Raw genomic sequence first — 16,678 nt, 5'->3', positions numbered from 1 at the left:
AGCGGCCGGGTTCACCGGTTCGCAATGAGAAGCCGGATTGTTACCCTTGCGCTTCCGCCGCCTCCAACGCTCCGATGAAGGCGTTATGGATGGCGCCGTTGCTCGCGACGACATCGCGCACGCCCAGATGATACGGCTGTCCGTGCGTGTCGGTGATCTGTCCGCCGGATTCACGAATAAGCAGACTGCCTGCCGCCAAATCCCATGCATTGAGATTCAGCTCCCAGAATCCGGTCAGCCTTCCGGCTGCGACATAAGCCATGTGCAGCGCAGCCGAGCCCGCCGTGCGGATATTGCGCACCTGCGGAGCCAGCGCCTGAATGCCCGCCAGATTGGCCGGCAGAGCGCGGGTACGCTCGGTCGGGAAGCCGCTCGCAATCAGGCTGCCGGACAATTCCTTCTCCGGCGCGACCTGCATGCGGCGGCCATGCACATAGGCGCCTTTGCCCTTCTCCGCGACGAACAGCTCGTCGCGCATCGGGTCATAGACGACGCCGACGATGACTTCGCCATGATGCGCCAGCGCGATTGAGACGGAATAGAACGGGAACCCGTGAACGTAGTTCGTCGTGCCGTCCAACGGATCGATAACCCACACATATTCCTCGTCCTTGACCTGTTCCCAGGCTTGCTTGGAGGCGTCGCTTCCCGGCTCCACCCCTTCTTCGCCCAGAATGGCATGGTCCGGAAAATGCGTCAAGATCAGCCTGCGGATCATTTGCTCCGCGCCTTTATCCACTTCCGTAACAAGGTCGTGCATGGATGACTTTATATGAAGCGACTTGAACTGCCCAAGCTTGCTCTTGATCCATTCGCCTGCCTTCGCCGCGCAATTCACCGCCACCGCGGTGTGGCTTTTGCTGGAGACGATGTATGGAACTTTTTCCTTCGTATTCAAAACAATCACGCTACTTTCTGTAAAAAATGGAACGAACTACCCCATCAATTATACGTTACTGCCACAGCCAAGTTTCATAGATTTTTTGATCGGCCCTGCCTTCACGCCGCGAGTCTCGTTCCTGCCTTTACACCGGAAGATACAGAAAATCCGCCTTGAGGAACCGTCCTCGAATGAGATCGATCCCGCAAGGCGGACGCCTGCTGCAGCGTCCCGTAACTATCGTCTTATACTCCGATAATATGGAAACCGCCGTCTACATAGATTACTTCTCCCGTGATGCCTCGCGACAGATGGCTCATCAGGAACATCGCGGTGTCGCCCACCTCTGCGGTTTCCGTTGTGCGGCGGAGCGGCGCTTTCTCTTCCACTTCCTTGAGGATGGAGTTGAAATCGCTGATGCCCTTCGCAGCCAATGTGCGGATCGGTCCGGCCGAGATGGCGTTGACGCGAATGTTATGTTGTCCGAGATCGTTCGCCAAATAGCGAACCGACGCCTCAAGCGCTGCCTTCGCCACGCCCATGACGTTGTAATTCTTCATCGCGCGCTCAGCGCCCAGATACGTCATCGTCATGATGCTGCCGCCTTCCGTCATCAGCGGATGCAGGCGCTGGGCCACCGCGACGAGCGAGTAAGCGCTGATGTCATTCGCCAGGGCGAAGCCTGCGCGGGACGTGTCGACATACATCCCTTGCAGCTCCTCCGTCTTCGCGAAGGCAATGCTGTGCACGAGTCCGTGCAGCGTGCCGAATTCTTCCCGAAGGCGGCTTGCCAGCGCATCGATATCTTCATCGACGGTCACGTTGCAAGGGAGAATGATCGAATTCGGAATCGTCTCCGCCAGCTTGCGCACACGGCCTTCTACCCGTTCGCTCTCATATGTAAATGCCAATCTTGCGCCTTGAGCGGCTAAAGACTGCGCAATCGCCCAAGCGATGCTGCGATCGTTCGCTACGCCCATGACGACGATATTTTTACCTGCCAATAATTGAGTCATTGCTTCAACCTTCCTCCTCTCGCTCACTCGCTTCACCGCGCATCAGAGACGCGATCAAGCGGTAAACGTTCTGTGTCCAACGTATCGTATTTTCGCCACATTTTCAAGTGGAAGTCCATTATGGAGCGATTCGGACGCTGGCCTGATCCGCGAGCGCAACCCCTTCTCCCTCATAAGCGGCGAGATCATCCATCAGCTTGAACAAGGCCTTATCCTTGTGCTTCGCCTCAATCATCACGTCCAGCCGCTCCGTATGGGCGGCAGCCATCCGCAAAAAATGAAGCAGCGGCATAACATCGACTTCGTCGGCATGGCCGCGAGGATCCTTCTCGCTCCTCGGGCTGGAGACGTGAATCTTCGGCGGGAGCGGATCGTCCGGCGAGGCGCCGGCCTGGGCATACGGCGTCTCCCATGTCCTCGCGATGCGGGGCCACAGCTCTTCCAGCGGCTCGCCTTCATTATTGACCTGATGATGATGGATGTCGAGCACCATAGGCAGCCCGAGCCGCTCACAGACGGCCAATGTCTCGGCCGCCGTGAAGGTCTTATCGTCATTCTCCAGCGTCAGACGCTGCAGCAGTTCTTCCGGCAGTTCCCCTGCATGGCGGATGAACCGCTCACCGGCCGCTCGCTTGTTGCCGTAAGCGCCGCCGATGTGGATATTGTTCTTCGCCCGCGCGTCGAGCCCCATCGCCTCCAGCATCCGAAGATGATAGGCCAGATCGCGCTTCGAGCTCTCCAGCACTTCCTTCCGCGTCGTGCTGAGCACGGTGAAGTGATCGGGGTGGAACGACAGGCGCATGCCGTGCCGCTTCGCATAATCCCCGATGGCAGCGAAATCATCCCGCAGCCCCGGGAACGGATCCCAATCGGCCAGCTCCTGGTGGGTCACCAGCGGAATCAGCTTCGAGGACATGCGGTACAGCCGGATATCATGCGCGCGGTTATGCTTTAGCAGCCGGAGGGTATTATGCAGATTCTCCGCCGCAATCCGCTCCAGCTTGCGCAGCGCCGCCTCTCGATCGGCCAGCCCCTGGAAGCGCTTATACGTCATCGTGCGAGACGGGGAAGCGTTCGCCACCAGCATCGACATGGCCACGTACCCGAATCGGACAAGCATGGAATCAGACTCCTTTTCCTCTGCGGCGCATACTGCGCGCAGGCGTTCTTATTCCTAGAATGCCCTATTTCTCCCAACCGGAACCGTGGCACGCGGTCCATTGACTCCTCTTTTCTCGCCCCGGATCAAAAATAGAAGCCCCTCGGCCGAGACAACCGGCTGCTGGCGCTTCTATTCCATGACGCGCAGGCGGAGCTAGGCGCGGTTCGGATTGCCGAAGAACATCTCATGGGCCAGAGCGGTCTGAACCCGGGACTCTTCTTCGTTCAGTCTGCGGACGAGCTCCATCTCGACCGCCGTCACTTCCTCGCCCTGGAAATTAATCTCGGCGATGGAGGCGCTAATCTTCACAATGGCAACCGCTGTATTGTCCGGCGAATAAGCGATGACCATCTGGCCGGTCGGATAAATCCGGAAGCCTTCCTTGGTCATTTTGCAGCGTCCGTATTCCAGCAGTTCATATAATTCCTGCTCCTTCTTGAACTTGCATACGGAATTGAACTCGGTCTGAAATCCCATCCGTCCCCGCTCCTTTGCGTTATAATCTCTCTAATATTGAACCATGATGGAAGGGGATGTGGCAACCGGGCAATCACTAGCGGCCCCGAGAAGACCAACTTAGATGATGTTTGCCATGGCAGCGAAAGAACTGGCCAAGTTGGCAAATCCATGGATAAACCAGCTCGGAAGGATGGAGCCGCCCGCCTTTTTCTCATTTATCCATCCCATGAACCATCCCATCCCCCCCGTTGCGATTGCAAGGGCAATCGCTGCGTACAGCGGTACGGAAGAGTAGAACAATGCGCCATGCATCAATCCAAATAACGAAGCTTGAATTATATTTCCGGCAAAGAATCCCGTCTTTGCTGATAGGCGCTTGCACAGGAAGCCCCGAAAGACGATTTCCTCCGATAACCCCGTCTGAATAAAAGAATAGAAGAATACGGGAACGAGCGCAGATACGCCTTGCCCGGAAAATTGCGACACGGCCGCATCCGATGAATCGACAAAAACATACAGGAGCAGCATGACTGGCGTAAATAGTAGAATAATGCTCAGCAGCTGCAAATAAAATCGTTTTTTGTGCTCGATCACCGGCCTCTTCCAACCAAGCCAGCGCAGGAAAGACTGATGTCTTCGGGCCGTAACCAACCACCATACGAACGGAATCGCTGTGAATAGGCCGACTTGAAGCATGGCGCTCACCATTATGGATGCGATATTCATCTTATTCATTCCTTACTCTTCATCTCTTGTCCGTGCTTGAACGGGCCTGCCCCGCAGCCGGGACAATATTCCCACGAAGGATGAAGCGGGTTCCGGCACCGCTCGCAAAGCCGTCCGCGTTCCGTTCCACAGCGGGGACAATAGAGTTGATCGTCAGTCAACAAGCGGCCGCAGTTGCGGCATGGAATGGAAGCGTGATCCGGGGCCTCGCTCCGGCTGCGGGCCACAAAATATAAGATGACTCCGATCAGGTTCGGCACGTATACCGCAATCGTCATCCATAGCCACGGATCCATGCCGTGCCGGGCGGCATCTTTATATATAAATCTTCCAATGATGAGCACCAGCGCCGCCATGGCCAGAAGCGCTCCCGGGAATAGGACATAGGCCAACAAATACTCACCGGCCCGCGACATCTCCACGATGCCGAACGCGCCGATGCCGATTGCAAATATCGCGACGATAGCCGTGATCGCAATAAATAAGCGCTTCGTTCTCATAAGCAATCCCTCCATGTTCCGGAGCGCTTTATGGAAGGGTTCAGCATGCCTGCCCCCCATATCACCACCGCATTGATCGCGGTAATCATGGCGTATCCCAGCATCCCCCACCCGATCCAGTGCAAATGAGGCATAAGGTGCACGAAGCATAAGGATAAAACCCCATAACCAAGCACGCTTAAGAGCAGAGACGCGATAAGAACCGGCGTCATGGATCTGGCTCGAATCCGCTCCCGCGTGCGCAACATTACATGCGGAGGAACCTGCGCTTGTTCTCGGCCCATTTCCCGAAGAATATTCTCAATCTCCGTCTCTTTCACGTTCTGCCACCTCCACTTCCCTTTTCAATGCCTTCTTCGCCGAATTCAGCCGGGATTTGACTGTCCCCTCCGGGATGCGCAATATCTCGGCCGCTTCCTGATAAGTGCACTCCTCGAAGTAATACAGCACGAGGAGAATGCGATGCTCGTCCTTGAGCCTGCTTAGCGCGCGGCGAACCAGTTCCTTGCGGTACGAAGCTATCAATAGGTCTTCAGGGTCATCCGCAGACCCTGGAATATTCGCGATGTCCCGCTGCTGGAGCTCCGGATTAAAATATTGCTTCATGCGGCCCAGCCACCGCTTCGCCTTGCGATAGCGGTCCCGGTACAGATTCGTCGCGATGGTGAACAGCCAATTCTCCAGGCTCCTGTTCCCATCATATCGATCCCAATGCTTCAAGGCGCGAACCCACACGTCTTGGAACAGATCGTCCGCATCCGAAGCCGAGCCGCATAGGTGAAGACAGTAGCGGTAGAGAGGATGCTTGTATCGTTCCAACGCCGTTTCCAAATCATAGCGGACCGATTCCGCGTTCCCCACATCCTCCCCCCCTTATGTTGTATTACGCCTGACAGTCTCTTTCGTTCGCCGCAACGTACTGATTTAGGAAAAAAATAAAAATCCCCTTGCAATCACGCTTCGTGACCGCAAAGGGATTTACTATTCTGGGAATTCTCAAATATTTTGGGCGTAACGCTCGTCGGGCGTTTTCGTCAAGACGACATATAAGCTGGACACCGCGTCTGTGCCGTTGCGATAAGAGAAGCGCTCATCTCCCGTAATATGAAGGACATCCCCTGCCGCTACTGCAGTTTCCGTCCCGTCGCTGATTACGGTGCCCGCCCCGTCAACAACGAGAATATATACGTTGGCGCCCAGATGATTATGGGTCGGCAGCTCGGCTCCCGGACTAAAATTCAGCATAAAAATGACATTTTCCGCTTCCTTGTGAATAATGCGCTTCGTAAATTTATTGTCCTGATATTCCTGAAACTGGGCCAGGTTACTCTTTTGCATTCAAAATCACTCTCCTGTTTAGGTTGTTTTTTTAAATTTCTGTTCAAAACGCCGCTTTTCTCTCTAAAAACGAATTTCATATTCGCAGCAATCGTCGCCATTCACATTGCACTTGATTTCCTTGACAAAAACTCTCTTACACCGCCTCTTCATAACTGGTGGATGTGAATTTACTTCTAGTATATTGGACTGGCATTTTCGACTTGTGATTACAGTCACAAAACCGGAAATAAGTCACCACCTCGCTTCGGACCCTTTTTGTTATTTTCAGAAAATTTGATTTCAATCCTCTTTTTTTTCGGCAAGCAGGCATAGAATCAGGGTGTCATCCAAATTGAACCGCAGGAGGTTAGTCAAATGCACACGGAAAATAAGCTGTCCAAAGATATTTACTGGGTCGGAAAAATCGATCGCCGCGAGGTTCCCTTTCATCGTCTTCTGTTAGCAAAAGGGACAACCTATAATTCCTATTTGCTCAAAACCGGTAAACCAACGGTTATAGATACGGTAGATATCGCGTTCGGAAGAGAGTTCGTCGACAAAATATCGGAAATGATCGATCCGCTTGATATCCAATATATTGTCATCAACCATACCGAACCCGATCATTCAGGCGGTCTGGCGGCGCTGGCTGCCAAGGCAACCAATGCCACGATTGTCTGTACGGAAATTGCCGTACCGGAAATTCAACAAATGTACAAGCTTCACCACCGCAATTACCTGGTGGTCAAGGATGGAGATCAGCTTGATATCGGAGGCAAGACGCTTCTCTTCAAAGAAACACCCTATCTGCATACGGAAGAAACCATGATCACGTATTGCATAGAGGATAAAATATTGTTTCCTTGCGATATTTTCAGCACCCATGTCGCCGTGGATCATCTCTTTGCCGATGAAGCGGAATTGGATATCACGGAGGATTTCATTGGATATTACCGGGCCATTATCCATCCGCACCGAAGATATGTCCGGACACTGATGGAAGCCATCCGGGATTTGGAGATCGACATCATTGCCCCTTCCCATGGCTTTATACTGCGGCGCGGCATCGCCAAGTACATCGGCTTGTATGCCGAGCTCAGCACCGACACGAAGGACGGCAAACAAGTAACCATCGTCTATGCAACGCTCAAAAATAACACCAAAAAAATGGCCCATATTTTGAGAGATTGCTTTCATGAAAACAATATCGCCGTCGAACTGTGGGACGTGGACAAGGCTGACGAGGCTGACATCTTGCACAGCATCGGGACTGCGGACGCCGTCTTGGTCGGCAGTTCGACGAAATATGCGGATATGACCGGAAAATTGGAGGCCCTGCTGCAGAAAATGCAGAAGATGGACCTGGCAGGAAAGCTTGCGGCAGCCTTCGGATCTTACGGTTGGAGCGGCGAGGCGATTGAGGTGGTTCAGGATTATTTGAATCAGACGAACATGACCGTACAAAGCACCTCCAGCGTAATCAAGTCAACCGGCATGACGCATGTGGAATTCCCTGTGCGCGTGCGCTTCTCTCCACAGGAGGAAGACAAAATCAAAAAAATCAGAAATGCTGCCGAATTCATCTCGGACTTGCTGCTTAGTGCGGTCTAATGAGATCAGGCAAGGAAAGGAAGAGGAATATGGCCGAGAACCGCCATTATGTTATTGTGGGCAGCGGAGTTGCCTCCGTACATGCAGCCAAAGCGATCAGAGATCATGACAATGAAGCGCAAATCTCCATTTTTGGGGAAGAACCGGCCCTTCCATACAACAGGGTAAAGCTATCGAAAGGCTTGTTTACCGATTTGCACAGTGAAAAAATACTAATCAAGAAAGAAAAATGGTTCCGCGAAAACCGAATTGCAGTGCATGACAGCACCCGGATCTCTTCTATTCATACCGAGAAAAAAGCGGTTATAACCGCTGACGGCCGCGAGATAGCGTATCATAAGCTTCTTCTATGTACAGGAGCCACGAATCGCAAGCTGAGTCTGGAGGGTGCTTCCCTTCCCAACGTGCATAACATTCGGGACAGGCATGATGCGGACAAGTTCAAGGCAGCCTTGCAGACCGGGGACCGGGTCTGTGTCATCGGGGGCGGCATTCAAGGGTTGGAAACAGCCTGGGCGCTTATCCAGGCCGGATATTCCGTCAAGATTATCGAGGCCGGACCGCGGCTAATGCCCCGGCAGTTGGACGCCCCATCTGCGTCGATATTGATGACAAATTCCGTTGAATGCGGAGCGGAGGTCAGTCTGGGTCAAGGCGTCACCCGCATCATTGGCGCAGGCCGCGCAGACGGGATAGAGCTTGAAGACGGCTCGATTCTCGCTTGCGAGCATATCGTCTATTCGATTGGAGCCATTCCGAACATAGCGCTTGCGCGCGAGGCAGGCCTGGAAGCCGGTTCGGGCATTATCGTCAACGAGCGAATGCAGACAAACAATAGCCATATTTATGCCGCCGGAGACTGCGCCGAATTCCAGGGCCAGGTGGACGGCCTGTGGGGAAGTGCCATTGAGCAGGGACAAGTGGCCGGGGCCAATATGGCCAACCACAAAGCGGTTTACCAGCGGCCGGTTCCGATGACTTTGTCCAACACATTCAACACCCCCTTATTTTCTATCGGTCTGGTGGATGCACAACAGTGCGATACCAGCATAACCGATTCGGCGCAAGGGCGTTACAGACGGATTTTTATCAAAGGCGGTTCCCTGTGCGGAGCGATTGCCTTCGATAACGCTGCCGCTTCCTTACCGTATAAAGCCGCTATTGAAGAAACGCTTCCTCTGGATGGAATCGATGTTGCAAGCTGCAGCATAGAGGAAGTCATGAATGAAATCGCCAGAAGATTGCAATGACAAGGAGAGAGTATTATGAAAAAATATATATGTCAGCCTTGCGGATATATTTACGATCCAAGCGTAGGCGATCCTGATGAAGATATTTTGCCTGGCACCGCGTTCGAGGAGCTTCCCGAGGATTGGGTGTGCCCAGTGTGCGGGGAAGACAAGAGCCAATTCGCGCCTATTGAAAACTAACAGCATGAAATAATGTGCGGTCATGTTTGCGGACTGCATATGCAGCAGATAGAGGGAATGGAGTGGAGACGATGACAGAAGATTCCTGCCAATACGCCAAGGAGCCTTGCACCCGCAAGGTTCCTATTTTCGCCTCTCTTTCTGATGAGGAATTGGCTAAAGTCAGCGCCATGATCAAACATCGAAAGTATGAGTGGTTCTGGAGGAACAGCCTTCGGACACCTTGTTCATTATTAAGCAAGGCCATGTCAAGCTGTTGAAAGTGACGCCTCAAGGAAAAGAGCAAATTTTGCATATCCTGTCCAACGGTGATTTTTTTGGCGAGTTGAATATATTCAATAGCGATGAATTGAGTAATTTTAGTGCCTATGCGCTGAAAAAGACCGACATTTGCATGTTCACCAGAGATGATATGGAGCATCTTGTCCGCAACAACCCGGACATTTCGTGGAAGCTTCTCAAAACGGTGACCAAACGATTGGCGCATACGGAAAACCTGGCCCAAAGCCTGGCTACCAAGGACCCTGAAATACGTATTGCCTATATGATCCTGGAGCTCGGGAATAAATACGGCAAACCGGTTCAAGGAGCGCAGGATCGGATCAAGATAGAACTCCCCCTGTCACGCGAAGAATTGGCCAATTATGTGGGCGTGACACGGGAAACGATCAGCCGCAAATTCAGCAAGTTCGAACGGCTGGGTATCATTGAAATCAAAGGCACTCGGGAAATCACGATCCTGAATGCGCAAAAGCTCAACGAATATATTGATTAGGTCATATATGGAGCTGCAATCCCCTCTATTCACTTCCATCTAAGGCCAAGCACCCCCTTAGCAGCCCGTAGGGCAGAGGCACTTGTAAAGTGCCCGGCCTACGGGTTACCATTCACCCTCCGTAATCAGCACTATGGAATTTCCTGTCGGCATTCCAATTCCGCAGCCCGCTCGTTATACGCTTGAATCCCGTCCCCTGCTTCTGAGGGCATGCCTCCGACACGGCTCAAATTCTCGCGCCCGTTGGACAATGCCCAATCCTGGGTCCGCCAGCGTGCAGGCCCAGGAACTCCATACCATTGACACCTCTTGCTCCGCTTACTCCTGCACCTCGATCTCCAACTCCACCCGCAGTTCATCGAGCTTCTCTCCGGCTCCCTCCTCTTCCAATGAAGAAGTATAAGCCAGAATTCGGTACTTGCCAGCTGGCAAGAAAGCGCGCCTTACATTGTCGCTGAACGGATCGTTTACGACAGCCTCCGGTGCAGTGTCTCTATTATATAGAAAATTATAAGTTACCAAATGAAAGGAATTCAGGGCATCCAGCACCATGTCCCCCGGCTCGAATACCGTTTGCTTGCGCGCAACCTGGGTCATGTCCTCTGTAGCTTGCCCCGCTTCGTCCCGAATGGAATAGAGTATCATCCGATTCGGATGAATGATTTCTATACGATCATCACCTTCATATTGTAGCGTCGACCAGATGTCTATCGGCTCTCCTGCCTTATATACGGTCTTCGATGAATAGAGCGACAACGTGAAGTTTCCCTTCCGGGTCCTCGCGTTCTTGCTCGATTTCATCGTCTTCATCGGCTGATGATCGATATCAATCCGCTTCGTTCGCGGATCGTAACTGACCCATCCGCCCATCGCCTGGGCAACGGCGCGAAGCGGCAGATAGGTTCGTCCCTTGTAATGAAGAAGAGAAGACTCTTCATCCGCTTCGACTACATTGTTGTTCACTTTTATCGTCACATCTGATTTGAGTACGTTATCGCTTATTTTTTGTCCTTTCTGAACTTCCGCCTTCACTACACTGCCAAATTTGAAACAAGGAAAATGATAATCGTACATAGAAAAAATTTTCTCATATGCTTTCTCACATCCTCACTCTTTTTTCATTCAAGTAAATATTACAGCCGAAATTGGATAAACGCTCGGATCCTGGGGGCATCATCGCCCTCTGGAGGCATCGTTGCCCCTGGGGCTTGAACGGTGGAGGGAATTGCTGCTATTTTACAGGAATTTTGGCTCAATGAGTCCACATCACGAGGAATTGCTGCATATCTACATCATTTTAGGCCCTTTTGCTCCAAGTCGAAGCGAAACGGGTGAAATTCCTGCCGTTTTGCAGGATCCCCTTTCTAGTGAGGTCGTCCATTACGAATTGCTGTATTTGCGCAGGATTTCGCTTACCGAATAAGCGTGTCTGGAGAAATCATGCAGTTTTGCGGATTCGCCTACCGGATAGACGTGTCTGGAGAAATCGTGCAGTTCTGCGGATTCCGCTTACCGGATAGACGTGTCTAGGGAAATTGTGCTGTTTTCAGACCATTGGAACCCCCCATTTTTTTTGCGAGGGGGTGGAGATTGTCCATTTTCCTAAGAAAAAATTGGCACTTAGAGCGTTTTACATCAATTTTTTCTACTGGGGGACGAGTCAAAATAAAGTGCCAATGATGTACAGGAGCATTTACTGCTTATAGGGGAGGACGGTATTATTATATTTTACAGCAGGACATTGACCAAGTTTATCTGATGCTCTCAGCATTCCAATTTCTTCATCAGAGGCAGGCAAGTTTATTTATAACAATCGAGTTGAAAGCCTGTCTATCAATGGTTGGGAGAGAGAAGACGAAGAAGTTCTATGTTCTATCATATGTATATCTGGCGATACAACGGAAATTACCTGCGGTGAACTCGTTACAAACCGGTATTTTACCCTTGATGAAGAGAATCCAGGTATTCGTTACTCACAAATGAGAGTTGTAAAGGCTAAAGCAGCTAAAGGGGATAGTGGAGCACCAACGTTTCATGCCGACTTTGGAATAATGAGATCAGTGATTACAGGCACTTTATCCTTTGCTGGGTATCAAATGATTACAATATCGAGGGGCCGGATTATTCAGCCCCTCATCTTATTTGCAATAATCTATTTTCTTCATTCCGCTCCATACACCTTGTCGTACCATGCCCTCAGATGATGGATGGCGACGCCGGCGAAGGACGGATGGCTTCCGCCCTGCTGCTCCAGCGCCCGAAGATGGTAAGCAAAATAATGCTCCGACTGGCCATGGAACGACACGCTCTCGCCTTCGTCGGTCTGGCCCAGCTCGACGCCGACGAGGACCGGCCGGTTCAGCCGCTCCCCGATGCTCAGATCGGCGGCGGCCACGTCATAGATCGCATTGACGTGGTTGCGGTACGCCATAATCGTGATGGCGTCGAACCGTTCCTGCACCCAGACGCTCATCGAGACCTCATCCCCTGGCGCCGGAATCTTGTCCAGCCAGAAGGGCACGTCGGCCGCGATGAACAGCCCCGCATCCCGGGCCTCACGAATCCAGCGGTCCATACTGTCCGACCACTCCTTCACGATGCGGGCCTGCTCCTCCTTCCAGCCCGGCAGGAGATAAGGCTCGACATCGAAATGGACGCCGCTGAACCGCTCCTCCTCCGGAACGGCCGCATTGTAATCGCGGACCCAGCGGATGAAGCCGACGCCCTCCTCACGGCGGTCGGGCTTGGCCCACTCGGGCTTCCCTTCGAGGGCATGCACCTGGATGCCGGCCTCGCGGGCCATGCGGATGAAGCGGCGGTAAGACTCCGCTTCCTGCTCCTGATCAATCTGCAGATAGATCAGATTGATCCGCTGCTCCTGGGCAAAGGAGACGACCTCGGCCGGCACTTCCGCCATCCACTTCGTCTCCCACAGCCAGGTCGCCCGCGTATTCTCCGTTCCGGCCTGGCTGAGCAGCAGAGGAGCGACCACCATATAGCAGAGCAGCACGGCCACCTTCAGCCCGTGCTGCCCGGTAAGGAACGAGGGCCGCCAACCGCCTTCCTCGCTCCGACGGAACAGCCATAGAAGCGGTCTAGACCAGAACAACCTGATCCCACTCGCTCTGAATTTGCTGCACCGAATTGCCCAGCTTGAAAATATTCGGCCGCTCAATGCCCTTGAAGGCGTTGCGGGTATCCAGAATCGGAATGCCCAGATCCGCCAGCACTTCATAATCGAATGACTGGTGACTCGTAATCAGCACCATGCAGTCATACGTTCCGAAGTCCTCAAGATTGTAGTCGATAGTACGCACCATTTTGCCCGACTTGCTAATGAAGTGAGTAGCATGCGGATCGTAGTAATCGACATTGGCGCCGCTCGCCTTGAACAGCTCGTACACTTCCAGTCCCGGCGACTCCCGGAGATCGTCGATGTCGGATTTGTACGCCATCCCGAGGATGAGGATCTTGGAATGATTGAGCGATTTGGAGCTCTGGTTCAGAATCCGTCCGGCCTTCTCCACGACATAGTAAGGCATGTTCGCATTGATCGATTGGGCGATATCGATGAATTTGCTGTAGAAGCGGAAGCCCTTCGCCTTCCAGGACAGGTACATCGGATCAAGCGGGATGCAGTGGCCGCCGATGCCTGGTCCCGGGTAGAATGGCATGAATCCGAACGGCTTCGTCGAAGCCGCTTCGATGACTTCCCAGATGTCGATGCTCATCCGGTCGCACATCATCGCCATCTCGTTGATGAAGGCGATATTGATGCTGCGGAACGTGTTCTCCAGCAGCTTGGACATTTCGGCCACCTTCGTGGACGAGACCGGCACGACCTTCATGACGACGCGGCTGTAGAGCGCAGCCCCCAGCTCCAGGCAGGTCGGGGTGGCGCCGCCGATGACCTTCGGCGTGTTGAACGTATTGTATTTTGTGTTAGAAGGATCGACCCGCTCCGGCGAGAAGCAGAGGAAGAAATCCTCTCCCGCGCGGTAGCCTAGCTTCTCGATCTCCCGTTGAATGAGCTCCTCCGTCGTACCCGGATAAGTCGTGCTCTCCAGCGTAATGAGGGTCCCCTTCTTCATATACTGCTTCAATTGATCCACGACTTGCGTAATGTACGACGTGTCCGGATCCTGATTCTCGCTCAGCGGCGTCGGGACGCAAATGCTGACCGCATCCATCTCGCGGATATGCTCGTATTCGTTCGTAGCCATGAACCGTCCTGTGTCCATGCATTGTTGCAGCGTCTCATCGCTGACGTCCTTAATGTAGGAGTGCCCTTTGCGGATGCTGGCGATCTTGGAAGGATTCAAGTCAATTCCGATGACGCGGAACCCTTGCTTGCACATCTCGACCGCAAGCGGAAGACCGACATATCCGAGACCGATGACTCCGACGACAGACGATTGATTTTCGATGTTGTGTTTCAAATTGGCGGCATACATGTTCACAGGCTTCACCTTCCATAGAAGAATTGGATTATAGAGTTTGTTCCCACAGTCCGCTTACCGGCCTGCGGGAACGCACTTATATATCTATTTAAAAACAGCTTTTGATTCTGGCGTCTAAATCCGCCGGCGAGAATGGCTTCGTAATATAATCGCTGACGCCCTGCTGGAAGCAGTGCTCGATTGTACTTCCTACGCGCTGCTCCGACAGAATGACGATTTTGGGCTCTTTGGCCAGTTCCATCTTCTGAATCTGGGAAATGAACGGCAAGCCGTTCAACCCATACAGATTGAGTTCGGTGACGATCAGGTCGTAGCCTTCCTTCCGGATCAGGTCCAGGGCGGTGATCGCATCGATTGCCGCGTGCACCTCATAGCCTTGGAGCTTGAGCTGAATCTGCAGGAACTCGCGCACGCTGTCGTCATGGTCGACGATGAGAATTTTCTTCGCATCAGGCGCCTCCAGCTCATCGTGCAGGACGCAGATGCCGGCGGTACCGTCCATCGTCTTCAGCTCCAACCAGCGGTTGAAGAGGAGCGCTTCCGCTTCCGCCGGGTTATCCAGCGCGGCTATCGCGCATACGATCGGCTTGCCGACATGGCTCTGCTCGAGCAGCATCTTCAGCTGCAGCGCATGATAGTGGGTCATGTCGAGCGCGCAGTCCGGCAGCAGCACGGCCAGAATGTCATGCGCCGCATCCCGCAGCAGCTCGAAGCGGAGATTCCGGTCAGCCGAGAGCCACTCCCGTACCTGCGCTTCCCAGTTCGAACCGAACGGTTGAGCGTGAAGAAGAATCACCCCCAGGCGGTCGCTGACATTGGCGCACAAGCGATGGACCTTTTCTTTGACAGACGGTGCAGCTTCCGGTTTCATTACCGTGTTCAGCATTTTCGGAAATACCACCTTTCCCAACTGTTATCGTCAAGCCGATTTGACCGGCTTGCTGTCCTCTTGCCAGCTCTGGCGGGTCATCGCCCCCCACGAGTTGTTGTTCTGGAAATATTGAATATGGCCTTGAATCCGCCATAGACCTCCCAACTGACGATAGCCGAAGAACATGAGCACGCTGAACGCGAGCATGCGCAGCAGGTCGCTAATCCGCGGATATCGCTTGAAGGCGATCTCCTCCAGCAGCAGCGAGCCGATGGCAAGCAGCATGCCGGACAGGAAATTAATCAGCATGAAGATAAGCACGATAGGCCACTGCGTCATGTCCAGGAAGGCATAGCCGAGAAGGGCAAGCAAGCCCGTGACTTTGAAGTACGGATTCAGCGCCTCGAACAAAATCGTATACGGCATCGACAGCAAGCCGAATACTTTGTACTTCGGACGGAACGCCATGTCGTAGTTCTCGATCATGTTTTTCAGATTCCCGCGTCCCCAGCGCTTGCGCTGATTGGACAAAATATGATACGTATCCGGCGCCTGGGTCCAGCAGACCGCTTCCGGGCAGAACGCGACGCGGTACGGCAGTTTATTCTCCAACATATAGCGGTGCAGCTTGATAATGATGTTCATGTCCTCGCCCGGATACCCATCGCGGTACCCGCCGACCTTGATGACATAATCCTTGCGGAACAGCCCGAACGCGCCCGAGACGATGATCAGCCCGTTGATCGCGCCCCAGCCGATGCGGCCGCCGAGGAACGCCTTCAAATACTCCAGCGTCTGGAACATCGGCCACCACTTCTTCGGCAGTCTCACATCGGTGACGGTGCCGTTCTCGATTTTGCAGCCATTGGCGATCCGTACGTTGCCTCCGATGGCCACATACTCCTCCGGATTGGACATGTACAGGTTCGCCATTTGGATAAGCGAATCTTTCTCCAGCAGCGAGTCGGCGTCGATCGACGAGATGAGCGGATAATGCGAGAAGTTGATTCCCGCGTTGAGCGAGTCAGCCTTCCCGCCATTCGCCTTGTCGATGAGATACAGATTCGGGAATTCCGGATTGTAATAGACGCCCCGGAACTTCGTGCATTTTACCGCGTAGCGCACGGCCAGATTGTCCATGCGGTACATCCCGAACTCTTCGATCATCACCTGCAGCGTACTATCGCTGGAGCCGTCATTGACAACGATAATCTCGTAAGTCGGATAATTGAGCGTCATGAGCGACTTCACATTCTCGATAATCGTCAATTCTTCATTATAGGCAGGCACGAGCAGCGATACCGGCGGTACATGCTCCGAGCCTGCGAGATTGCTGCGCAGCGCGTAACGCTTGCGGCGAACAATTGAGAAAATGCTCTTAAAAGAACACAGCATTATGCCGAAATAAATAGAGTTGACAATAATGACGTAGTACATGATGACGATGCCATAGACAAGCAGCAGATCT

At 53.1% G+C, this 16,678-nt stretch carries 17 protein-coding genes and 1 pseudogene; 5 read left to right on the top strand and 13 right to left on the bottom strand.

Annotated features, from left to right (window positions below; genetic code table 11):
* Positions 1-40: 40 nt before the first annotated feature.
* From NNL35_RS05770 to NNL35_RS05735, 8 genes are all read right to left on the bottom strand, one after another.
* Positions 41-898, bottom strand: coding sequence for an inositol monophosphatase family protein (locus NNL35_RS05770; RefSeq protein ID WP_006679867.1), 858 nt, complete (start codon positions 896-898; stop codon positions 41-43).
* A 227-nt stretch (positions 899-1,125) separates the two neighbouring features.
* Complete coding sequence (gene fabI / locus NNL35_RS05765; RefSeq protein ID WP_006679868.1) at positions 1,126-1,896, bottom strand: enoyl-ACP reductase FabI; 771 nt, start codon at positions 1,894-1,896, stop codon at positions 1,126-1,128.
* Between the two features lie 118 nt (positions 1,897-2,014).
* Positions 2,015-3,016, bottom strand: a complete 1,002-nt coding sequence (gene uvsE, locus NNL35_RS05760; RefSeq protein ID WP_006679869.1) for a UV DNA damage repair endonuclease UvsE — start codon at positions 3,014-3,016, stop codon at positions 2,015-2,017.
* A 195-nt stretch (positions 3,017-3,211) separates the two neighbouring features.
* Positions 3,212-3,535 (bottom strand): hypothetical protein, encoded by a 324-nt coding sequence (locus NNL35_RS05755; RefSeq protein ID WP_006679870.1) that lies wholly within the window; start codon positions 3,533-3,535, stop codon positions 3,212-3,214.
* A 99-nt stretch (positions 3,536-3,634) separates the two neighbouring features.
* Positions 3,635-4,252 carry a CPBP family intramembrane glutamic endopeptidase gene (locus NNL35_RS05750; RefSeq protein WP_006679871.1) on the bottom strand — a complete coding sequence of 206 codons (618 nt, stop codon included), beginning with the start codon at positions 4,250-4,252 and terminating at the stop codon, positions 3,635-3,637.
* Entirely contained in the window at positions 4,249-4,743 is a 495-nt protein-coding gene (locus NNL35_RS05745; RefSeq protein WP_006679872.1) for a zinc ribbon domain-containing protein, read from the bottom strand. The genes NNL35_RS05750 and NNL35_RS05745 overlap by 4 nt, the downstream gene beginning before the upstream one ends.
* A gap of 300 nt (positions 4,744-5,043) precedes the next feature.
* On the bottom strand, positions 5,044-5,604 hold the full coding sequence (locus tag NNL35_RS05740) for an RNA polymerase sigma factor (protein ID WP_006679874.1): 561 nt from the start codon (positions 5,602-5,604) through the stop codon (positions 5,044-5,046).
* A 135-nt stretch (positions 5,605-5,739) separates the two neighbouring features.
* Positions 5,740-6,081 (bottom strand): cupin domain-containing protein, encoded by a 342-nt coding sequence (locus NNL35_RS05735; protein WP_006679875.1) that lies wholly within the window; start codon positions 6,079-6,081, stop codon positions 5,740-5,742.
* A 357-nt stretch (positions 6,082-6,438) separates the two neighbouring features.
* On the opposite strand from NNL35_RS05735, the gene NNL35_RS05730 reads away from it, so the two are divergent.
* The 4 genes and pseudogenes from NNL35_RS05730 (at position 6,439) to NNL35_RS05715 (ending at position 9,879) form a co-directional block, all read left to right on the top strand.
* Positions 6,439-7,674, top strand: coding sequence for an FprA family A-type flavoprotein (locus NNL35_RS05730; RefSeq protein WP_006679876.1), 1,236 nt, complete (start codon positions 6,439-6,441; stop codon positions 7,672-7,674).
* A 29-nt stretch (positions 7,675-7,703) separates the two neighbouring features.
* Positions 7,704-8,924: an NAD(P)/FAD-dependent oxidoreductase gene (locus NNL35_RS05725; RefSeq protein WP_006679877.1), complete on the top strand. Its 1,221-nt coding sequence runs from the start codon at positions 7,704-7,706 to the stop codon at positions 8,922-8,924.
* 15 nt (positions 8,925-8,939) lie between these two features.
* Complete coding sequence (gene rd, locus NNL35_RS05720; protein WP_006679878.1) at positions 8,940-9,104, top strand: rubredoxin; 165 nt, start codon at positions 8,940-8,942, stop codon at positions 9,102-9,104.
* 71 nt (positions 9,105-9,175) lie between these two features.
* Positions 9,176-9,879 (top strand): annotated as a pseudogene (locus NNL35_RS05715) (Crp/Fnr family transcriptional regulator).
* Positions 9,880-10,197: 318 nt separating this feature from the next.
* Here NNL35_RS05715 and NNL35_RS05710 read toward each other — a convergent pair.
* Entirely contained in the window at positions 10,198-10,854 is a 657-nt protein-coding gene (locus NNL35_RS05710; protein WP_254553019.1) for a stalk domain-containing protein, read from the bottom strand.
* A gap of 280 nt (positions 10,855-11,134) precedes the next feature.
* Between NNL35_RS05710 and NNL35_RS05705 the strand changes: the two genes are divergently transcribed.
* Positions 11,135-11,302: a hypothetical protein gene (locus NNL35_RS05705; protein WP_254553017.1), complete on the top strand. Its 168-nt coding sequence runs from the start codon at positions 11,135-11,137 to the stop codon at positions 11,300-11,302.
* Positions 11,303-12,040: 738 nt separating this feature from the next.
* On the opposite strand, the gene NNL35_RS05700 is transcribed toward NNL35_RS05705, so the two are convergent.
* From NNL35_RS05700 to NNL35_RS05685, 4 genes are all read right to left on the bottom strand, one after another.
* Positions 12,041-12,988, bottom strand: a complete 948-nt coding sequence (locus tag NNL35_RS05700; protein ID WP_006679426.1) for an SGNH/GDSL hydrolase family protein — start codon at positions 12,986-12,988, stop codon at positions 12,041-12,043.
* Positions 12,975-14,333 carry a nucleotide sugar dehydrogenase gene (locus tag NNL35_RS05695; protein ID WP_040734133.1) on the bottom strand — a complete coding sequence of 453 codons (1,359 nt, stop codon included), beginning with the start codon at positions 14,331-14,333 and terminating at the stop codon, positions 12,975-12,977. Before NNL35_RS05695 ends, NNL35_RS05700 begins: the two co-directional genes overlap by 14 nt.
* Before the next feature lie 94 nt (positions 14,334-14,427).
* Positions 14,428-15,225 (bottom strand): response regulator, encoded by a 798-nt coding sequence (locus NNL35_RS05690; protein WP_006679428.1) that lies wholly within the window; start codon positions 15,223-15,225, stop codon positions 14,428-14,430.
* 33 nt (positions 15,226-15,258) lie between these two features.
* Entirely contained in the window at positions 15,259-16,647 is a 1,389-nt protein-coding gene (locus NNL35_RS05685) for a glycosyltransferase family 2 protein (protein ID WP_006679429.1), read from the bottom strand.
* Between the last annotated feature and the right edge of the window lie 31 nt (positions 16,648-16,678).

Source organism: Paenibacillus dendritiformis, from assembly GCF_945605565.1.
Taxonomy (GTDB): domain Bacteria; phylum Bacillota; class Bacilli; order Paenibacillales; family Paenibacillaceae; genus Paenibacillus_B; species Paenibacillus_B dendritiformis_A.
This window is presented reverse-complemented; position numbering and strand designations above follow the sequence as displayed.

Bases quoted from the DNA above. Each gene is read 5' to 3' on its own strand.
- uvsE (WP_006679869.1), bottom strand. From the start codon at position 3,016: ATGCTTGTCCGATTCGGGTACGTGGCCATGTCGATGCTGGTGGCGAAC.
- NNL35_RS05745 (WP_006679872.1), bottom strand. From the start codon at position 4,743: ATGAGAACGAAGCGCTTATTTATTGCGATCACGGCTATCGTCGCGATA.
- NNL35_RS05735 (WP_006679875.1), bottom strand. From the start codon at position 6,081: ATGCAAAAGAGTAACCTGGCCCAGTTTCAGGAATATCAGGACAATAAA.
- NNL35_RS05750 (WP_006679871.1), bottom strand. From the start codon at position 4,252: ATGAATAAGATGAATATCGCATCCATAATGGTGAGCGCCATGCTTCAA.
- rd (WP_006679878.1), top strand. From the start codon at position 8,940: ATGAAAAAATATATATGTCAGCCTTGCGGATATATTTACGATCCAAGC.
- NNL35_RS05730 (WP_006679876.1), top strand. From the start codon at position 6,439: ATGCACACGGAAAATAAGCTGTCCAAAGATATTTACTGGGTCGGAAAA.
- NNL35_RS05725 (WP_006679877.1), top strand. From the start codon at position 7,704: ATGGCCGAGAACCGCCATTATGTTATTGTGGGCAGCGGAGTTGCCTCC.
- NNL35_RS05695 (WP_040734133.1), bottom strand. From the start codon at position 14,333: ATGTATGCCGCCAATTTGAAACACAACATCGAAAATCAATCGTCTGTC.
- NNL35_RS05705 (WP_254553017.1), top strand. From the start codon at position 11,135: ATGAGTCCACATCACGAGGAATTGCTGCATATCTACATCATTTTAGGC.
- NNL35_RS05690 (WP_006679428.1), bottom strand. From the start codon at position 15,225: ATGCTGAACACGGTAATGAAACCGGAAGCTGCACCGTCTGTCAAAGAA.
- fabI (WP_006679868.1), bottom strand. From the start codon at position 1,896: ATGACTCAATTATTGGCAGGTAAAAATATCGTCGTCATGGGCGTAGCG.
- NNL35_RS05755 (WP_006679870.1), bottom strand. From the start codon at position 3,535: ATGGGATTTCAGACCGAGTTCAATTCCGTATGCAAGTTCAAGAAGGAG.
- NNL35_RS05685 (WP_006679429.1), bottom strand. From the start codon at position 16,647: ATGTACTACGTCATTATTGTCAACTCTATTTATTTCGGCATAATGCTG.